The sequence below is a fragment of the Thermostichus sp. OS-CIW-20 genome (assembly GCF_054061455.1).
In genome coordinates this window covers 25345-43973 of sequence record NZ_JBSSEF010000024.1, presented here as the reverse complement: position 1 = coordinate 43973, position 18629 = coordinate 25345, and the positions used below count along the sequence as shown (strand labels likewise).

At 61.3% G+C, this 18629-nt stretch carries 18 protein-coding genes and 1 pseudogene; 8 read left to right on the top strand and 11 right to left on the bottom strand.

From position 1 onward, the window contains the following. Window positions 1–117: 117 nt before the first annotated feature. From tsaB to ACVWXC_RS09340, 6 genes are all read left to right on the top strand, one after another. Window positions 118–801, top strand: coding sequence for a tRNA (adenosine(37)-N6)-threonylcarbamoyltransferase complex dimerization subunit type 1 TsaB (gene tsaB, locus ACVWXC_RS09365; RefSeq protein WP_011430135.1), 684 nt, complete (start codon window positions 118–120; stop codon window positions 799–801). Between the two features lie 36 nt (window positions 802–837). After that, window positions 838–1395: an elongation factor P gene (efp, locus tag ACVWXC_RS09360; RefSeq protein ID WP_011430134.1), complete on the top strand. Its 558-nt coding sequence runs from the start codon at window positions 838–840 to the stop codon at window positions 1393–1395. Window positions 1396–1462: 67 nt separating this feature from the next. After that, window positions 1463–1942 (top strand): acetyl-CoA carboxylase biotin carboxyl carrier protein, encoded by a 480-nt coding sequence (gene accB / locus ACVWXC_RS09355; protein WP_011430133.1) that lies wholly within the window; start codon window positions 1463–1465, stop codon window positions 1940–1942. A 100-nt stretch (window positions 1943–2042) separates the two neighbouring features. Further along, complete coding sequence (locus tag ACVWXC_RS09350; RefSeq protein WP_457392489.1) at window positions 2043–3080, top strand: DNA polymerase III subunit delta'; 1038 nt, start codon at window positions 2043–2045, stop codon at window positions 3078–3080. 24 nt (window positions 3081–3104) lie between these two features. Continuing rightward, a complete protein-coding gene (gene plsY / locus ACVWXC_RS09345; protein ID WP_011430131.1) occupies window positions 3105–3716 on the top strand; it encodes a glycerol-3-phosphate 1-O-acyltransferase PlsY in 612 nt (203 codons plus the stop codon). Between the two features lie 29 nt (window positions 3717–3745). Then, entirely contained in the window at window positions 3746–4105 is a 360-nt protein-coding gene (locus tag ACVWXC_RS09340; protein ID WP_041438264.1) for a gamma-glutamylcyclotransferase family protein, read from the top strand. Here ACVWXC_RS09340 and ACVWXC_RS09335 read toward each other — a convergent pair. From ACVWXC_RS09335 to ACVWXC_RS09285, 11 genes and pseudogenes are all read right to left on the bottom strand, one after another. Continuing rightward, window positions 4102–6291 (bottom strand): cation:proton antiporter, encoded by a 2190-nt coding sequence (locus ACVWXC_RS09335; RefSeq protein WP_457392493.1) that lies wholly within the window; start codon window positions 6289–6291, stop codon window positions 4102–4104. The genes ACVWXC_RS09340 and ACVWXC_RS09335 overlap by 4 nt on opposite strands. Window positions 6292–6524: 233 nt before the next feature. Continuing rightward, entirely contained in the window at window positions 6525–6887 is a 363-nt protein-coding gene (minE, locus tag ACVWXC_RS09330; RefSeq protein ID WP_011430128.1) for a cell division topological specificity factor MinE, read from the bottom strand. Between the two features lie 90 nt (window positions 6888–6977). Continuing rightward, a complete protein-coding gene (gene minD / locus ACVWXC_RS09325; RefSeq protein WP_457392497.1) occupies window positions 6978–7784 on the bottom strand; it encodes a septum site-determining protein MinD in 807 nt (268 codons plus the stop codon). Next, window positions 7781–8533, bottom strand: coding sequence for a septum site-determining protein MinC (minC, locus tag ACVWXC_RS09320; RefSeq protein ID WP_011430126.1), 753 nt, complete (start codon window positions 8531–8533; stop codon window positions 7781–7783). The genes minD and minC overlap by 4 nt, the downstream gene beginning before the upstream one ends. A gap of 149 nt (window positions 8534–8682) precedes the next feature. Next, complete coding sequence (locus ACVWXC_RS09315; protein WP_011430125.1) at window positions 8683–9189, bottom strand: hypothetical protein; 507 nt, start codon at window positions 9187–9189, stop codon at window positions 8683–8685. Window positions 9190–9293: 104 nt separating this feature from the next. Further along, window positions 9294–10502 (bottom strand): annotated as a pseudogene (locus ACVWXC_RS09310) (VLRF1 family aeRF1-type release factor). A gap of 87 nt (window positions 10503–10589) precedes the next feature. Next, complete coding sequence (locus ACVWXC_RS09305) at window positions 10590–11276, bottom strand: transglutaminase-like domain-containing protein (protein WP_228375472.1); 687 nt, start codon at window positions 11274–11276, stop codon at window positions 10590–10592. 45 nt (window positions 11277–11321) lie between these two features. Continuing rightward, entirely contained in the window at window positions 11322–11441 is a 120-nt protein-coding gene (locus ACVWXC_RS09300; RefSeq protein ID WP_228375471.1) for a transglutaminase N-terminal domain-containing protein, read from the bottom strand. 699 nt (window positions 11442–12140) lie between these two features. After that, on the bottom strand, window positions 12141–12311 hold the full coding sequence (locus ACVWXC_RS09295) for a hypothetical protein (protein ID WP_011430123.1): 171 nt from the start codon (window positions 12309–12311) through the stop codon (window positions 12141–12143). A gap of 115 nt (window positions 12312–12426) precedes the next feature. Beyond that, window positions 12427–13158, bottom strand: coding sequence for a 6-phosphogluconolactonase (gene pgl, locus ACVWXC_RS09290; RefSeq protein ID WP_414401873.1), 732 nt, complete (start codon window positions 13156–13158; stop codon window positions 12427–12429). A gap of 74 nt (window positions 13159–13232) precedes the next feature. Continuing rightward, entirely contained in the window at window positions 13233–14240 is a 1008-nt protein-coding gene (locus tag ACVWXC_RS09285; RefSeq protein ID WP_457392502.1) for a phosphoribulokinase, read from the bottom strand. Between the two features lie 317 nt (window positions 14241–14557). Here ACVWXC_RS09285 and ACVWXC_RS09280 point away from each other — a divergent pair, with 317 nt between their 5' ends. Together ACVWXC_RS09280 and leuS are read left to right on the top strand one after the other, a co-directional pair. Next, window positions 14558–15448, top strand: coding sequence for a ferredoxin reductase domain-containing protein (locus ACVWXC_RS09280; protein ID WP_011430120.1), 891 nt, complete (start codon window positions 14558–14560; stop codon window positions 15446–15448). Window positions 15449–15576: 128 nt separating this feature from the next. Further along, complete coding sequence (gene leuS, locus ACVWXC_RS09275; RefSeq protein WP_457392505.1) at window positions 15577–18198, top strand: leucine--tRNA ligase; 2622 nt, start codon at window positions 15577–15579, stop codon at window positions 18196–18198. The last annotated feature ends 431 nt before the right edge of the window (window positions 18199–18629 follow it).

The following is an 18629-nucleotide window of genomic DNA, read 5'->3' as shown; positions in this document are numbered from 1 at the left end:
GTTGGATAACAGTGGTCATGATGGCAAACTTCCCTGAGGAAGCGCGAAGATTGACAACCTAACCTTAAATCATCCGTTAAGTTCTGTCAACTACCTCGCTTGATCCTGAGAGAGGCCATGTCAGTTCCCCGCTGGATTTTAGGGATCCACACCACCACGCCTGTTCTGGGCTTGGCCGTGTTGCCGCTGGAGGAGAAGCTGGGGGAGAGCCGCAGCCGGAGTTGGTGGCTGGATCGGGAGATGGCGGCGCAGTTGCACCCTTGCCTGAAGGAGTTCTTGGCCGGCCAGGACTGGTCGCAGATGGCGGGGATCGCTGTCGCTCTGGGGCCGGGGAGTTTTACCGGCAGCCGTTTGGGGGTAAGTGTGGCGCGGCTGTTGGGCCAGCAGTTGCGCATTCCGGTGTTCGGCTACTCGACTTTGGCGGTTCTCGCCCGCCAGGTGTGGCAGGAGCAGGGATCCCCGCCTCAGCCGCTGACGGTGGCGGTGCAGATGGACGCCAAGCGAGGGGAGCAGTATGGTGGCGTGTACCGGCTGGGGCCAGAACATTGGGTTGCCGAAGTGGCGGATCAGATCTGGGAAGAAGCGGCTTGGCAGAAGGTTCTGCGGCAGTGGCCCCAGGCTCTGGTCGTCGATGCTGCCGACTGGGTGGATCCGGCGCCTGTGCTGGCGTTGGCGGAACTGGCCCGCGCCGACTTCCAAGCAGGCTTGCGCCCTTCCTGGCAGACGGTGTTGCCTCTTTACGGACGTCAGCCGCCCATTGATCTCAGAGAGCTGAATCGGAGTGCCCCGCAGCCGGGGTAAGATTGGGAAGTCTGAGCAACGGATCCCTGTGCTGACATGATCTCAAGCAACGACTTGCGCCCCGGCGTCTCTGTGGAAATTGATGGCGCTCCCTACAAGGTGATCGAGTTTCTGCATGTGAAACCCGGCAAGGGCGCGGCCTTTGTGCGCACCAAGCTCAAAAATATGCAGACCGGCAACGTTGTGGAGAAAACCTTCCGCGCCGGCGAGATGCTGCCCGCCGCCACTATTGAAAAAGTGAATATGCAGTATCTCTATTCAGAAGGGGACAATTTCGTGTTCATGGACATGGAGACCTACGAACAGGCTCCCCTCAGCGCTGCCCAAATCGGCTCTGCCGTGAAATACCTGAAAGAGAACATGGAGGTGGCCATCCTGCGCTGGAAGGGGCAGGTGATCGATGTGGAGCTGCCCAACACCGTTGTCTTGGAAGTGGTGGAAACCGACCCCGGCGTGAGAGGAGATACGGCAACAGGGGGAACCAAGCCCGCCAAGCTGGAGACCGGCGCTGAGATCCAGGTGCCTCTGTTTATTAAGGTGGGAGAACGGGTGCGTGTCGATACTCGCACCGACACCTATATAGGCCGCGAGTGATGGCTCCCCCTCTTCTTGCCGCTGGGCTGCCGTTGTGGACAGGTGATGCATCAGGAGTAATCTTCCCTTGGATGTTGTCAATTGGCAGGAAGTTCGCCTTCTGCTGGCCGCTCTGCAGGAGAGCGACGTTACCGAGCTAATCCTGGAGTACAAGGATTTCCGCCTCACCCTGCGCAAAGGGATCCCGGCTGGCCTTGCTGCTGCTGCCGCTGCTCCGCCCGCTGCCCCGCCGCCAGAACCCCCCCCTGCTTCCCCTGCAGAAGCTCCCCCTCCTGAGAGCGCTCCTAAGCCTGCCCCCAGCCACTGGGTGGAGGTGACGGCGCCGATGGTGGGCACCTTCTACAGCGCTCCTGCCCCTGGAGAAACGGATTTTGTGCAGGTTGGCCAACGGGTGAACAAGGGCCAAACTCTCTGCATTATCGAAGCCATGAAGCTGATGAACGAGATAGAAGCTGAAACGGCGGGCGTGGTGAGGGAGATTTTGGTGAGCAACGGCCAGCCGGTGGAATTTGGCCAAGTTTTAATGCGACTGGATCCCACCGGCTAACAACAAGGCTGGGGCAGAGATAGGGAGGGATCCCTTGGTGGAGGAGGGGCTGTGGCAATTTCTCTTGCCGACCTTTGCCTGCGACTAGGCAACTTTGCCGATGCTTCAGCCCAGAGCTGCCGAGATGGTTGAGGGAGTCACGGTTCTGCCCCCCCAGCACATCGTCGGGCAGGAGCTGGCGGCGCGGCTGCTCGTGGCGGCCTTGGAAAAGGGGCGGGTGACCTCAAGCTACTGTTTCTTGGGACCAGAAGGGGTGGGACGGAGCCTGATGGCCCGCTGGTTTGCCCAGGCCCTCTTCTGCGAGGCCAGCTCAGGGATCCCTTGCGGCCAGTGCTCCAACTGCCGTTGGCTCCTCGCAGGCACCCATCCCGATCTCCACTGGGTCAGCCCCACCTATCTCCACCAGGGCCGCCTGATAGCAGCAGACGCCCCGGAGGCACAAGCTCTGCAGCGGCGCTCCCCGCCGCAAATTCGCCTGGAACAGGTGCAGGAAGTGGTTCGCTTCTGTGCCCGTAGGCCAATGCACGCCCGCCGCTCGCTAGTTGTACTGGAGGGAGCGGAAACCCTGACAGAAAGTGCGGCCAATGCCCTGCTGAAAACCCTGGAGGAGCCTGAGCCGGCCCACATCGTTCTTATCGCCTCCCACCACTCGCCTACCCCCCCTCCCCACCCTTTGCCACCGACGCTGCTGTCCCGCTGCCAGATGGTGCCGTTTCGCCGCCTCAGCTCGGCAGAGATGGAGCAAGTGTTGACAGCTTTGGGCTGCCCGGAGCTGCCCGGGATCCCTCGCTCTGAGCTAATTGCCCTAGCCCAAGGCAGCCCTGGACGGGCGCTGGCCGCCCAGCAGCACCTGCAAAGCCTTCCGCCGTCACTGCTGCAGGACCTAAGACGCTGGCCCCACTCGCTGCGGCAGGCGCTGGAAGTGGCTAGGGCAGTGGCTGCTCTCGATTTGCCGGCGCAGCTGTGGCTGATTGACTATCTGCAGCAGCAGTTCTGGGCGCAGGGATCCCGCCAGGCCATCCGGCAACTGGAGCAGATTCGCCAACAGCTTTTGCAATTTGTGCAGCCGCGCCTTGCTTGGGAGGTCAACCTGGCCGGATTCGACAGCAGTGGCAACCCAAGCCCTGTGGCAAAGTGAGGAGAGAGCGTTCAAGACGTGTCTATGCCTGCATGGCTTTCCGCCCTCCTTGCCGCCCTTGGAGGCTACCTGCTGGGATCCATCCCCACCGGCTACTGGGTGGGCCGTTGCTGGGGTGGGATCGACCTCCGCCAAGCGGGATCCGGCTCAACGGGGGCAACCAACGTGTTGCGGACAGTGGGCAAGGGGCCGGCGCTGCTGGTGTTGCTGGTGGACGCTGCCAAGGGAGCGGCAGCGGTGGCGCTGGGATCAGCTCTGGGCTCGCCGTGGTGGGTGGTCGTGGCGGCCCTGGGGGCGGTGATCGGCCATAGCCGCTCCTGCTGGCTGGGCTTCAAGGGGGGCAAGTCGGTGGCCACCAGCCTGGGGATCCTGTTGGCCATGGCTTGGCCGGTAGCCCTGGCTACCTTCGGTGTCTGGCTGCTGGGGATCGCCCTCACCCGCATCGTCTCGTTTAGCTCCCTGCTGGCGGCGGTGGCGGCGCCGCTCTTGATGTGGGCTCTGGGCCAGCCTCTGCCGTATTTGCTGTTTGCCTTGGCAGGGGGGGTTTATGTCATTGCTGCCCATCGCCGCAACATCGAACGCCTGCTGGCCGGCTCGGAGCCGCGCATCGGCCAAAAATGGGCCCAATCCCCCTGATCCCGGTTGTCAAAGTTGCGTAGCTTTACATGGAACCCTCCACCGTGGTTTTTGTCTACGGATCCCTGCTGCGGGGCGGCCAGTACCACAGCCTGCTGCAAGGGGCAGAGTTTTTGGGCCCAGACAGCCTCAACCACATTGACCTCTACGATCTCGGCCCCTACCCGATGGCCGTTCCTGGCCGCAACCGGCTCTACGGCGAGCGCTACCGCATTCCCTTGGGCCTGTTGCCCCGCCTAGATGAGCTGGAAGACCACCCGCGGCTATACGAACGGCAGTGGGTGCAACTGGAGAGCGGCACCTTTGCCTGGGTTTATCTGGGTCGGCCTGAGCAGGTGCAGGGGTGTCCCCTCATTCCTAGTGGCCGCTGGCTGCCCTGGGACCCCTAGAGATCGAAGTGGAGCTTGACGCCCTCAACATACTGGGGCAGTAGCTCGGCTGAGGGTGGATCCCATTCTGGGGGATCCAACTCTCTGGCAGAGGGAGCAACGGCCTCTACGGGGCTGGACGTGCGCTCCAGGTAGTAGATGCAATCTCCGCGTCGCCAGATGCCCGGCTCCGGCAGGTAGAACAGCCGACCGACCTGGGACGACTTGCCCTTCTCCCCAAACCAGCCTCCCAGACGCTGCGGACGCACCAGCAACAAAGGCAGGCAGAGATCGGCTTTGATGCGGTAGGCGAACTGATCCCGCAGCCGCTCCAACGTGGGATCCTCTAGCCCCATCTGGGCCGAAAAAGGGTTGAGCAGCGCTGAGCGCGCTGCCGCGATCGACTCCCGAGCCGAGGCCGCGGCGGATTGGGGGGGCTTCAGGCCCAGGTCCGCCAGGGTGGGCAGGGTGATCGAGCGCAGCTCGGCCCGATTGGCCTCCAGGTAGCTGGCCCAGCGCTGCAGTTGGGAAAAAGGGATCGGCAGGGTGCGGATCCCTTCCGAGATGGGCATCTCCGGCAGCAACACCGTCCAGATGGCGGCAGAAACCGAAAGCTTCACCATCAGCTCGGCAATGGCCCAGTTCACCTGCGGATCCAAAGTCAGGATCAACAGAGTTTCCGCATGGTCGATATCGGCCTTCAAGAAGGCTGACTCGCTCAGCACGGCTTCCTGCAAAGATCCGGGCAGCACCTGGCCAGGTTCCTCTGAGGACTCCGTCCCGCTGACGCGAACCGGCAGGGCTTTGGAGCTGCCATTGCCGCTGGCGGGGTGGGTCCCTGAGGTATGGCCGGCTTTGTGGCCGTTGAGCTCGGCGGGAAGATTGGCGGTGCGCTCGCGCAGACGGGATCCCGACGGCAGCGGCAGCACCTCCACCGCCTGGTTGAGGGAGCGCAGCAACTGGGCCAACTGGCCGACCAGCGGATGGTTGCCGATGATCACCGTAGAACTCCCCTGATCCAAGCCCAGCCAGCGGGCCACCCAGGCAGCGGTCAGCCCCTGCACCGTCACCGTGACCGAGATGGTCAAAAACACCAGCGCCTTGAGGGCATCCCCCCCGGTAATGCCCCGCTCGGTGAGCAAAATGGCAAACAAAGAAGCCACCGAGGCCGCCACGATGCCGCGGGGGGCCAGCCAGGCCACAAACAGCTTCTGCCGCCAATTCAGGTCGCTGCGCCAGGTACACAGCCACACGCTCAAAGGACGCACCACCAGCATCAGGCAGAGCACCGTGGCCAAGGCTCCCCACCCCAGCGCAAATACCGCCTTGAGCGAGAGGGTGGAAGTCAGCAGAATAAACAACACCGAGATGGCCATCACCACCAACTGGCCGTGAAACTGGCGCACGCTCCGCTCGGCAATGGCCGCCTTCTGCCGCACCACCAACCCGGCCATCACCACCGCCATTAGACCCGCCTCGGAGCGCAGCGACTGGGCCAGGGCAAACACCCCCAGCGCCCCCGCCAGCACCACCGAGTTGCGCAGCTCCTCCGTCAAAAACTGCCGCGACCAGAGCAGGAAGGATCCCATCAGCCAGCCCCCCAGCGCCCCCACCGCCGACCCAATGGCCAAGCGGCTAGATAGCTGCTCTAGGGCCAGCAAGAAACTGGGGTGGCCGGAGAGCACCACCTGCAGCACCACCACCGCCAAGATGGCCCCCACGGGGTCGATGAGCACCCCTTCCCCCTCCAGCAGGGTGCTGACGGCGGAATCGACCCGCACCCGCTTCAGGATGGGGTTAATCACCGTCGGCCCCGTCACCACCACCAGGGATCCAAACAAAAAGGCCAGGGGCCAGGGAAACTCCCCCAAATAGTGGGCCGCCAGCGCTCCCCCTCCCAAGGTCAAAAGGGATCCCAGCAACACCAGATTGCGCAAGCTGTCGGAGACCTGGTTAAGGCGTTGCAGCCGCAGGTTCAGCCCCCCCTCAAACAGGATCAGAGCCACCGCCAACGACACCAGCGCCTCCAGGCCAGATCCCATGATTTGGGGACGAACCCAGCCCAGGCCATCTGGCCCCAGCAGCACCCCAAACAGGAGCAGGAAAACAATGCTGGGCACTTTAACAAAATTGGCCAGGACTTGAGCCGCGATCCCGGCCACCAAGGCCAGCGTAAACAGGATCGTCAGCTCAAAGGAGTTTTCCATGCCGAGGCTCAACCTCCCTTAGCGCGAACTCCGTCCCGGCGACTTTGTCCTGGTCAGCATTGGGGCCACAGACGGTTTACCATGAGCAGGCTGCAAACAGCTACAAGGCACCCCCGGCCGGGACAGACACAAGTGGGAGCAAAGAGAAGGCATCTTGGCGAACGGACGCAGCCTAGGCGGATGTAACACTCTATGTAACACCTTGAATTACTGCTCCCTGAGTCTAGGGTAGCTCAGGGAGAAGGCGAGCTCAAATGGCCGCCCTCGGATGGGGCCGCTCCGGGATCCTGTTGTGGGTTCTCCCCTTCACAGGAATTGAGGCGGGCCTCCGCCAGGGGCTTGACACGGCGAATGGGGAGGTTGGCGATCAGGGCCGTCGTCCCCCCTTCTGCCGCCAAGTGAAACTGCATCCCCTCCGAATCCAGCTCCACATAGCGAGATACTACCCCTAAAATCTCCAGGCGCATCGCTTCCAAGGCTGCCGGGGTGAGGTCGGCGCGGTCGTGGGCCAAGATCAGTTTCAGGCGCTGCTTGGCTTGCTCGCGGCTGTTGCCGGAGTGGCGGGAAAAAAGCTGATCCAAGAAATCGAGAAGCATGGGCTTTATTGAAGGTGCATAGCAGGGAAAGCAAAGACTCCAGGCAAAGAGGATGATCCCGTTGAGATGGAGCTCAAGAGCCGTTGAGATTCAGAGCACCTTTTGGCTGAAAAACCGCTTGGCCTTTTCCCAGAAAGACTCGCCCAAGCTGGCCAACTTGGGAAATTGCACCGTCTCCCCTTCCAGCCGTCGGGCAATGCGCTGGATGGCCTGGGCAGCCTGAGTCGGGTTGGCCGAGAGGACTAGGGGCTCCCCTTTGTTGGTGGAGACGATCACCTCCCGGTCTTCTGGAATGATACCCACCAAGGGGATGGCCAGCACCTCCACCACATCTTCCACTGCCATCATCTGGCCAGCGGTTACCATATCGGGGCGCAGGCGGTTGACGATTAGCTGGATAGAGGAAATCCCTGCCGCTTCCAACAAGCCCACCACCCGGTCTGCATCCCGCACCGCTGCTACTTCGGGCGTAGTTACTAGCAGGGCTGCCGTTGCCCCCGCAATGGCATTGCGAAACCCTTGTTCAATTCCCGCCGGGCAGTCGATCAACACGTAGTCATGGCTGCTGGCAAGCTTTTCCATCAACTGCCGCATCTGATCCGGGCTGACTGCCGTTTTGTTGCGGGTTTGGGCCGCCGGCAGCAACGCCAAATTGGGGGTGCGCTTGTCCTTCACCAATGCTTGTTCAAGGCGGCATTCCCCCGCAATCACCTCCAAAGCCGTGTACACCACCCGATTCTCTAGCCCCAGCAACAAGTCCAGGTTGCGCAGGCCAAAGTCGGCATCCACCACCACCACCGAGCGACCCAAGCGCGCCAAGGCAGTGCCCAAATTGGCCGTTAGGGTGGTTTTCCCCACTCCCCCCTTCCCAGAGGTGACGACGATAACTCGGCTCATACCCCCCTCCGCAGAAAATCCTGAAGGCTGGCAATGCAGATGACACCCTCCTGCAAGTAAACCACCTCTGGCGTGTTGGGAGGGGATCCGCCCTCGGGTGGACGGGCCACCTGATCGGCAATGCGCAACTGAGTTGGCTCCAACTGTAAGGCCAAGATCACCGCGCCTCTATCCCCCTCAGCACCAGCATGCACCAGCCCTCGCAGCCGTCCCCAGACCCAAATGTCGCCGCCGGCAATGATCTCGCCGCCGGGGTTGAGATCCCCCAGCAGAAAAACCGAGCCACGGTGGCGCACCGACATCCCCGACCGCACCGTGGACCGCAGGTAGAGGGGAGTAGTATCCGGGGAGACGGGGGGAATCGCCTCCAAGGGGGAAGATTGTTCCACAGAATAGCCTAGGGTCGCCGCCGCGATCGCCGTCCCTCGGGATCCGGTTTGGACGCGCCACAAGGACAACCGATGCCGCGACAACAAGACGGCCAGAGTTTGTAGGGTGGGCAAGTCCAGCTCTCGCTCTTGGCACCACAGGGTCAGGGGGGCCACTCCTGCCCAGTAGGGTTTGCGGCTGCGCAATTGCCACACCAAATCGTCCCAGACTTCTTCCCAAGCCAGGGTGGCGGGCAAATGCAGATGGATCCCTTGGGCATCGAATCGAAAATAAACACCCCTTTCGGATCCCCGCGGATTAGAGGATGAGGTCGGCGAGACTGCAGAAATTTCCGGGTTCCATGCCGGGGATCCCATCATGGCTGCCCAACGATTTGCCTCAATACAAAGCCTTATCCTATTCCATTCGCCCAACGTCGGGAATGCGCTGCAGTCTATGTTGAGCTATCGGGGCCTTCTACACTGCTACCCTCGGGGCAAAAGGTTGAGAGCAGTGAGCTGCAGTCCAATCAGTCAAAATAGAAGAGCGTAACCACCTTGTGTTGCTCCTCAGCGTGCCTGCAGGCCTCCAAAAGCGTGACGCTGTCGTGGAAAACAAAGCAGATCAACTGCTGGCACTTGCTGACGATCTCTAGGTTGCACAGGCGGCTGGCCTCCGCCAGGGGCAGGTGGTCATTTTCGGGGTGCTCCACCAGATGCAGCACCTGCTCCAGGCTGGCCCGCGACTCTGCCGGCTGTCGCTCCAGGCTTTGGGGCAGGATCACCGTCAGGGATTTCATGTCCGCCCGCATGGCTCCGCGAATCACAGCCAGGTTGGTGCCAATGGCCCCGGAAGTGAGAATGCGGTTGCCGGTAAGGGCCAAAGCGTAGCTGAGGGTTTCGATGAGGTACTGGTGGGTGATGGGCACATGGCGACTGCCCAGAATGGCTATCCGCTTTGGCCCTACTTGCTGAATCGCAGCCAGCTCTTGCAAAAACGTATCAACGCTGGTGGGAAGATCAATAGACTGGGTCAACGGGATCCCTCAGAAAACTTTTCAGAGGTGGGCTAGGCTATGTTAGCCTACACTGCGGCTTCAGGATCCAGCCAGAGAGCTGCTCGACCCGGTTGGAGCGGCCTCTACCAGCGCAACAGCGCGGCTGCTCCTTGAAACTCGTGGAGCAAGCGGTCTTCGTCCTCGCCGCGGACAAACTCCAGCCTAGCGCCGAAATCGCGGGCCAGCACCCAGACCTGATCCCGCAGCGCCACCGGTTGCGGCTCTGGGCAGAGGAGCTGGGCCATCTCTGGGGTTCCTCCCACCGAGCCGTCTGGGCAGCGCCAGATGGTGGCCTCTAGCCTCCAGGGCAGGACAAGGATTTCCACCCGGCCTAGCTGGAGGGCGTCCAGCACCGCATCTAAGCCCCAAGCGCCGGGCTGCTCTCGAATCCGCTCCAACAAAGCCAGCTCTCCTCGGCGCTCAGCGGCCTCCAGGACGGGTACCACTCGGTCGAGGATGTCTTGCGGCGTCGGTGTGTGAAGGTTGGCGGGGTGCCCCACCCGCGCGACGATGCGGTTGCGTAGGCCGCGGTTGAGATAGCCCTCAAAGTGGGACACCTGCCAGGCTTCGCCCATGAGCACCAGCCGCTCAATGCCCAGGCGATCCACTGCCTTATCCAGGGCGGAAGCCAGGCGCAGGTAGAGCTTGTGCATCCAGAGGCTGACCTTGGCCGCCTCCCGCTCCTTGGGGGAAAGCTTGTCGAAGGTGCCACCGCTGCGGGCGCGACGTTCGGCAACGGCATTTTCAATACGGCCGGCCAGCTCCTGCAGTTCCTGTCATTCCTCGGCGCTGATGTTGGCAAAGATTTCCGTGTCCTCTCGCAGTTCTCCCAAAAAGAGCTCGTAGAAGCGCCACCTGCTGCCAGACAGGTGCAACACCCCACCCCGCTCGTATTCATCAAAGGCAAAGAAAAGGGGCGTGAGGTAAGGTTCCCCCCAGCGGGCCTCCACCCGCCCATGGGCCAGATCCACCACCGGCAGCTCCACCTGCAGGTCGATTCGGCGCAGCACTGGCTTGCCAGCGGGATTGCGGCTGGCAAAAAGAACCAGGGTGCGGGCCGAAGGGCGCTCCTGCTCCACTAGAGCAAGGACTTGCTCGCAGAGGGAGTTATCGGGCTTGCTCTCCCCACTCTCCAGCAGCTCCTTGAGGGTATTCTTGATGCGTCTCACCCAGGCGCGGCCAGCATTTTCGGGACGGGCAGGGTTGATGTCGGCGTATAGCGAGAGCACCGGCGTGCTGCTGTCGCTAAAGGCAGCTTGCAGATCCTGGATCAGGGTGTTGAGTTCGTCCATGGTTTTCAAGAGAGGGCTCGGTTAGAACTAGAAGCTAGCAGAATATCACGGCAGGAGAGACGCTGACAGGGTTCTCAAAGGATCCCGCTAGGATATGGGGCTCAGTTGGGCTTGGCTCTGCAGGGCGGATTCCGCCTCGATGTGAATGGTGTAGTCCATCTTGCTGTGAACGCCTCTGCCCAGCCAGTGGCCGTAGATGGGGCCGGCATCTTTGGGGTAGGCACTGGCCGCCAAAGCCACATGGCCATCGGCCACGGCTAGCCCTTGGGTGGGATCGAACCCCCGCCAACCGGCCCCCGGCAGATACACCTCTGCCCAGGCGTGCAGGTGGCGGCGGACAGGCTCTGCGGGCTCTTTGCCGGTTGTGCCCTGGAGTTCCAGGTTCTCTTGCAACGGCGGGCCGACCTGGTAGCTGCTGACAAATCCTGCCGCCAGACCTACTGCCCGACAGGCCTCCATCAACACCAGCGTCAGGTCACGGCAGGAGCCGGTTTTGCGCTGCCAGGTCAAGCCGGCGGGCGAGGGATCCCCCTTTTCCCGCAGGATGTGACGGCACTCGGAGTAGATGCGTTGGTTGAGCGCCGGCAAAAAAGCCGTCGTCTCCCCCTGCACCTGATCCCACAGCTCCCAGGCCAGGCTTTGGATGCCAGCATCCGCCTGCGCCGTCCGATAAGGCTGCAATTGAGCTGCCAGCGTGCTGGGATAGTCAATCGGAAGATGGGTAGCCCAATCGCAGAGCAGATAGTCAAAGGGATTCTCCCGCAGGGTGAGCACCGTGGCCTGAGTTTGGACGCGCAGATGTTCGGTGGGATCCCCAAACTAGAGCTGAACCGCCGCGTTGCCATCCAGATCCACCAGCTCCGATTGGCCTGCCGGCGGCGGATCCACCCGCAGCTCAAAGGCCAAGAGGGTTTGGATCCCGTTGCAACGGGGCCGCAACCGCTTTGAACTTGCACAGGCTTGCCCCAGGACGGTCAACAGACAGGTTTTGTCGCAAGTCTTAGTCGCTCGTCTGTGCTACAGTTACCCAAAATTGGCGATCAAATAAAATATAGGTGGGGCTTTGCCTTGGGCAAGTGTGCAGGGGCGCATTGACGGTGCCTTGGAGGTTTGCTTGTGGCCTGGGTGTCGGGTCAGCAGGACGGAGGTTTTAGCTTCTGGGGGTGCGGAGGTGGATAAGCCCCGACTTGTACCCCCCTACTGGGGGGCAGTCAGGGTCGGGATACAGCCACCCCCGCAAAAATATCGTAGAATCAGATTGGCTATACAAGACGGCATTGCCGGAATCTGGTATAGCCCCGCGCTAGAGCATTCCGCGGCTGCATGCCTAACGGCACGGCACAGCCGGACGCAGAAGGTTCTCGCAGTAGCTCCCCGTTCGCGTCAGCGGCGCGGAGCGCTTTAGGGTGAGAGACGAGAGTATGTCACTCGGTGAAGGCGTCACCCTACCTTCGAGGAGCGGCGGTTGGCAAGGGCGTCGTCCGAGCTGGGGAGGCAGCCAAAGCATCTGAGGGAGCCTGCCGGAAAGCTCTCCTGCTGGAACTCCTGTAGCCGTCCGCTGCTCAAGCGACCAGACTGCCACAGGAGGCTGGGCTAGGCTCTGGCCTGAGGATTTGGCGAAGCGGCGCAGCTTTCCTCTCACTCGAGCTGGACTTGCCCCTTCAGCAAAGCCAAGATCAGCCGATCAATTGCCTCCAGATCCAATTCGTCGTAAAGCCGCTCCTGGAGGAAATGGCAGATTTGGGATTCTTGGCGGCGGCTGAGGTAGGTGCTCTGGAGAACCGATTCGACAATGAGTCGAATGGACATGGGGCAGCGCTCCAAACTCAACTACCCCCATCAAATTCGAAGGGAAGGGATGCAGCGGTGATCCAGGTCAAATCGCCATCTTCAGCCAGCGCTTTTTCGGCAGCAATTGGCCGGACTAGCCGAGCAAGGCCACCGCGGGCAGGGGCAGTTCAGCCGCTGCCGCCGCATCCAGCAGCCATAGCAGCCGTCCTTGGGGGTTGAGGCGCTGGCAGGGCAGGTGGGCCTCCGTTGTCAGCGCCTCCTTGACGATCGCGGCTTTGCTGGCCCCCGTTACCAAAACCACCACCTGAGCCGCCCTGTTCAAGACAGGGTAGGTCAGAGTCAGGCGCGGCTCCTCCCCTTTTTGGCCCACCGTCACCCAGCGGTGTTGCACCTCCAGGGCGGCTGTACCGGGAAATAAGGAGGCCGTGTGGCCGTCTTCTCCCACTCCCAGCCAGATCAGATCAAAGGCAGGGCATTCGGTGCCGAAAATCTGCTGCAGGGTCGCCTCGTACTCCGCCGCATCCCGTAAGGGATCTCCTGAGTGGGTGGGCATGGGAAAGACTTGGGAGGCGGGAACCCCGACCGTATCCAGCAGGATCCGCCGTACCATGCCGTAATTGCTCTCGGGGTGATCCGGGGGAACGTAGCGCTCGTCCCCCCAGAACAGCCAGGTTTGCTGCCAAGGGATCCCCGGCGCCTGGGTTAAAGCAGCATACAACTTCCGTGGCGTGTTTCCCCCTGCCAAGGCCACCGTAAAGCGGCCCCGTTGACGGATGGCCGCCGCGGCCTGCTCTTGCCAGATCTCGACCGCCCGCCGGAAAAAGGCTGTTCCCTCCGGCCAGATTTCCAACTGGAACCCTTGCATGGATCGCCACCTATCGCCGCTTGCCCAACTGCCCGAGCCAGGTCAAGGGATCCCCTTCACGCAGAGGCCAAACCTTAGGAAGCAACCGCCAGCTCTTTGGCTTCCGCCTGAATCTTCTCGTAGAGGGCCCGCAGCTTCAGGCCCACGATTACCTGGATGAGTCCAGAGCCATTGCGGGATCCAGGATATTCCGGGTGCTTGCGCAGCAGCTCCGTCAGCTCGCCGTAGTAACGGGTCGACAGGTTGCTCAGGTGGTTCTCGATGTAGATAACCTCTTCCAGCTTGTCGAAGGTGCCGTCAATTTCCAACACCGAAACCGGCTGGTCGAAGTAGGTGGAAGGGCCGTAGTGCAGGCGAATGCCTGGGTAGGAGCAGGTCAGCTTTTTGCCACAAGGGATCCAGTCGATGGTGGAGCCTTCGTCAAACAAATAGACGTGGTCAAAGTACTTCACCCCCTCGCGCTGGATCAGGCGCACCCGCAGCACCTTGTGCTCCGGATCCAGCTCCGGCAGCAGCTTGGTGGGCAGCACCTCGATGACTACATCGGCATAGCGCTTCTGCACATCGACGTAGGCCTCGAAATCGGGGCGGCGGGCCTCAATGGAGCGCAACACATCTTCATAGGTGTGGCCCCGCTCGGCCATGTCCCGCTTCACCTTCCAGGCAATCTTGATCTCCGGCGCCAGATCCAGATAGACCTTGAAGTCCAGCAGCTCCCGCACCCGCTCGTCGTACATCGGGTGAAGGCCCTCCAAGACGATGATGGGGCTGGGATCCACCCGCTCCGGCGGGTCAATGAGCCCTGTCTCGTGGTTGTAGATGGGCTTCATCACGCTCTGGCCATTTTTGAGCGCCTTGGCCTGCTCGTACATGAGGTCGAAGTTGTTGGCGCGGGGATCCAGCGCCGTAATGCCCTTCTCTTTGCGCTGGTAGCGATCCAAGGAGTGGTAGTCGTCCAGACAAATGGTGGTAATGAGATCCCGGCCAAACAAGTCCCCCAACCGCCGCAAGAACGTGGACTTGCCACAGCCAGAATCTCCGGCAACACCGATCATTACAATACGTTCAGGACTGCTTGCCATGGGAACTCCTTGGGGATGGGCAGGGCAAAACTGAGAGGAAGCCTCTAAAAAAGTTACTGTTCTTTATGGTCTTGCATATTACCACAAGACGCTCCCCCACAACCGAGCTTGAGGCCAGAGAGGCGGGCGGCGTCAAGGAACAATTTAACAAAAACTGCCTGTTTCCCGGCGACGACTGAGGAGAAGAGAAGTTTTCCGGGCGGGCTTTCTCAGGATCGGCCTGGGGTGTTCCCCTCCGGCAAGTTCCCTTCGGGCGGGCGGGCTGCTAAGGTGTTTGCTAGAGAGTTTTCTCCCATTGCCAGGAGCAGATCGCCGTTATGGTTGCCAGCGCCCAAAAGCGAGAAGTTGTTGTCAATCTGTACCGTCCCAACGCGCCCCTGATCGGCCAGTGTGTAGAGACCTACTCCCTTGTGGGGGAAGGGGCACCCGGCCTGACCAAGCACATTGTGCTCAGCCTGCCGGATCCCAACTACCGCTACCTGGAGGGCCAAAGCGTTGGCATTATTCCTCCTGGCGTAGATGACAAGGGCAAGCCCCACAAGCCCCGCCTCTACTCCATTGCCTCTACCCGCTATGGCGACGATGGCGAGGGGCGCACCGTTTCTCTGAGTGTGAAACGGGCCGAATACGTGGATAAGGAGACAGGCCAGCCGGGGGTAGGGGTCTGCTCCGGCTTCCTCACCGATCTCAAACCCGGCGACGAGGTGATGATCACCGGGCCCTCGGGGAAAACTTTTTTGCTGCCGGAAGATGAGAACGCCAACCTGATTTTGATTGCCACCGGCACCGGCATCGCCCCTTTTCGCGCCTTCATCAAGCACCTGTTTGAAGAGGATCCCAACTATCAGGGCAAGATCTGGCTGTTTTTTGGGGTGCCCACCACGTCCACCTTGCTCTACCACGGGGATCTAGAGGCCTGGAAAGCCCAGTATGGGGATCGCTTCCGCGTCGATTACGCCATCAGCCGCGAACAGCAAACCCCCGACGGCAAAAAGATGTACGTGCAAAACCGCATGGCCGAGTACGGCCCCGAGCTGTGGGAGATGCTGCAGCAGCCCAACACCTACACTTACATCTGCGGCCTCAAGGGAATGGAGGACGGCATCAACAGCGTCATGGCCCCCCTTGCCGAGCAAGCCGGTCAAGACTGGAGCAAGTTCCAGAAGGAGCTGAAGAAGGCCAACAGGTGGCACGAGGAAACCTACTGAGGGGATCCCTTTGGGTTAACTGGTTTCCGGTGGATCCCGTCGGCGCCGGGGATCCGCAAAACATGCCAAAATGCTGGTATCTTAGCCCACCTGAAGCCGAGAGCTGTTCTCCCCAGGAGCCCTAGACTGTGGACGCGCGCTACAATCCTCCGGCCATCGAAAGCAAGTGGCAGGCCCACTGGCGTGAACTCGGGTTGGATCGCACGCCGGAGCTGACGGCGGAAAGCCGCAAGTTTTATGCCCTGTCGATGTTCCCCTACCCCAGTGGCAGCCTGCACATGGGGCATGTGCGCAATTACACCATCACGGATGTGATTGCCCGCCACAAGCGGATGCAGGGGTACGCGGTGCTGCACCCCATGGGGTGGGATGCCTTTGGCTTGCCGGCAGAGAACGCCGCCATCGATCGGGGGATCCCGCCGGCCAAGTGGACTTACCAGAACATTGCCCAAATGCGGGATCAACTGCAGCGGCTGGGGCTTTCCTACGACTGGGAGCGGGAGATCACCACTTGCGCCCCCGACTACTACAAGTGGACGCAGTGGCTCTTCCTGAAGTTTTTCAAAGCGGGCCTGGCCTACCAGAAGGAGGCGCCGGTGAACTGGGATCCGGTGGACCAGACCGTCTTGGCCAACGAGCAGGTAGATGCGGAAGGGCGCTCCTGGAGATCGGGAGCTCTGGTGGAAAAGCGCCTCCTCAAGCAGTGGTTTCTCAAGATCACGGCCTATGCCGACCAACTGCTGGCTGACCTGGAGAAGCTCTCCGGCTGGCCGGAGCGGGTGCTCACCATGCAGGAGAACTGGATTGGCCAGTCGGTGGGGGCTAGGGTTGTCTTCAAAACCGAAACAGGGGAGGAGCTGCCGGTGTTCACCACCCGGCCTGACACCCTCTGGGGAGCCACCTTTATGGTGCTGGCGCCGGAGCATCCTTTGGTGGAGAAGCTCACCACCCCCGAGCAGCAGGCTGCCGTCAAAGCCTACCAGGCCGAGGCCGCTGCCCGCAGCGAGATCGAGCGCAGCGCCGAAGACCGCGAAAAAACGGGCGTCTGGACGGGATCCTACGCCATCAACCCCGTCAATCAAGAGCGGATCCCCATCTGGATTGCCGACTATGTGCTCATGGGCTACGGCACAGGAGCCATCATGGCCGTGCCCGCCCACGACCAGCGGGACTTTGAGTTTGCCCGCCAGTTCGGCCTGCCCATCAAGCTGGTGGTGCAGCCGCCCCAAGGGGGGGTGACGAGTGCTGAAGATCTGCAGGCGGCCTGGACGGGGGAGGGGGTGTTGATCAACTCCGGCCCCCTGGACGGGATCCCGGTGGGCAAAGGCCCGGGGCAAAGTGTAGAAAGGGCCATCGCCTGGCTAGAAGAGCAGGGGCTGGGAGAACGGCAGGTCAACTACCGCCTGCGGGATTGGCTCATCTCGCGACAGCGCTACTGGGGCTGCCCCATTCCCATCATCCACTGCCCCCACTGCGGCATTGTGCCGGTGCCGGAGGAGGATCTGCCGGTGCTGTTGCCCGAGGATGTGGAGCTGACGGGGCGAGGGGGATCCCCCTTGGCCCAGTTGGAGGACTGGGTAAAGGTGAAGTGCCCCGCCTGTGGTGCCGACGCCCGCCGCGAGACGGACACGATGGACACCTTTATCTGCTCCTCGTGGTATTTCCTGCGCTTTAGCGATCCCCGCAACGACCGCGAGATCTTCCGCAAGGATCTGGTCAACGCCTGGCTGCCGGTAGATCAGTACGTGGGCGGCATCGAGCACGCCATCTTGCACCTGCTTTACTCCCGTTTTTTCACCAAAGTGCTGCGGGATCTGGGGTTGTTGAATTTCGATGAGCCCTTCTCCCGCCTGCTAACCCAGGGGATGGTGCAGGCGCGCACCTACTACAACCCCAACAAGTCCGGCAAGGATCGCTGGATCCCTACTGCATTGGTCAAGGATCCCAACGACCCGCGGGATCCGGAAACCGGCGAGCCCCTGCAGGTTATCTACGCAACTATGTCCAAGTCCAAGGGCAACGGCGTGGATCCGGAAGAGGTGCTGGCCAACTACGGGGCAGACACAGCCCGCATGTTCATCCTCTTCAAGGCGCCGCCGGAAAAGGACTTGGAGTGGGACGATGCCGATGTGGAAGGGCAGTTTCGCTTTCTCAACCGCGTCTGGCGGCAGGTGTACGAGTTTGTTGTTCGCGGTAGCGGGACGGAGTCCTTGCAGGGCAAAGCCGCCGAGCTGCTGCAGGCCAAGGTTGAAGCAGGATCCCTGACCAAAGCGGAAAGGGATCTGCGCCGCGCCGTGCACACGGCCATCAAAGAAGTCAGCGAGGACTTGGAGGAGTACCAGTTCAACACTGCCATTGCTGGGCTGATGAAGCTGAGCAACGCCCTGGCTGAAGCCGAGATCCCGGACTCGCCAGTCTATGCGGAAGGGATCCGCACCTTGGTCTTGCTCCTAGCCCCCTTTGCCCCCCACATGGCTGAGGAGCTGTGGCAGGCCCTGGGCGGCACCGACTCAGTGCATCGCCAGGCTTGGCCTACCTATGACCCGGCGGCCCTAGTGGCCGATACGGTAACGATTGTGGTGCAGGTCAACGGCAAGCTGCGCGGCTCCTTTGAAGCCCCTGCCGATGTCACGCCCCAGGAGCAGGAGCGGCTGGCTCTGCAATCGGAGGCGGCGCAGAGGTATCTGCAAGGGATGACGCCGAAGAGGGTCATTGTGGTGCCGAAGAAGCTGGTTAACCTGGTTGTCTAACTGATACATTTACGCTGAACACTGCTGAACATCACTGTTCAACTATGCAGCGATAGCATTCTGCTTGTTTCCATTCGCGTTAGCGGGACGGAGTCCAAACAGAATGGCGGTATCCCGCAAAGCTTTGAGTAGAATACCCAAAGCGCAGTTTCCGTGTCGTCTTACTACCAATTTTCTGCTTTGCTTTGGCTACCATGTTGGCAGACTCGAAAGTAAACAGAAAGATCAACTGGTAGTAATCCGTACTGAACATATTATACATTATTTTCAGTATAGTTGAGCTTATTATTGACTAGAGTCATGCTCTCATAAACTACCCCACCGTATGGACGGGTGGGGTTGCCCCGCTTACCTGACGGCAAGGCTTTTGTCTCTTCCTCTGCCCCAGTTGCCTCATGGATCCCGTGTGGGGCTCTCAGCTCCTGTAGCCA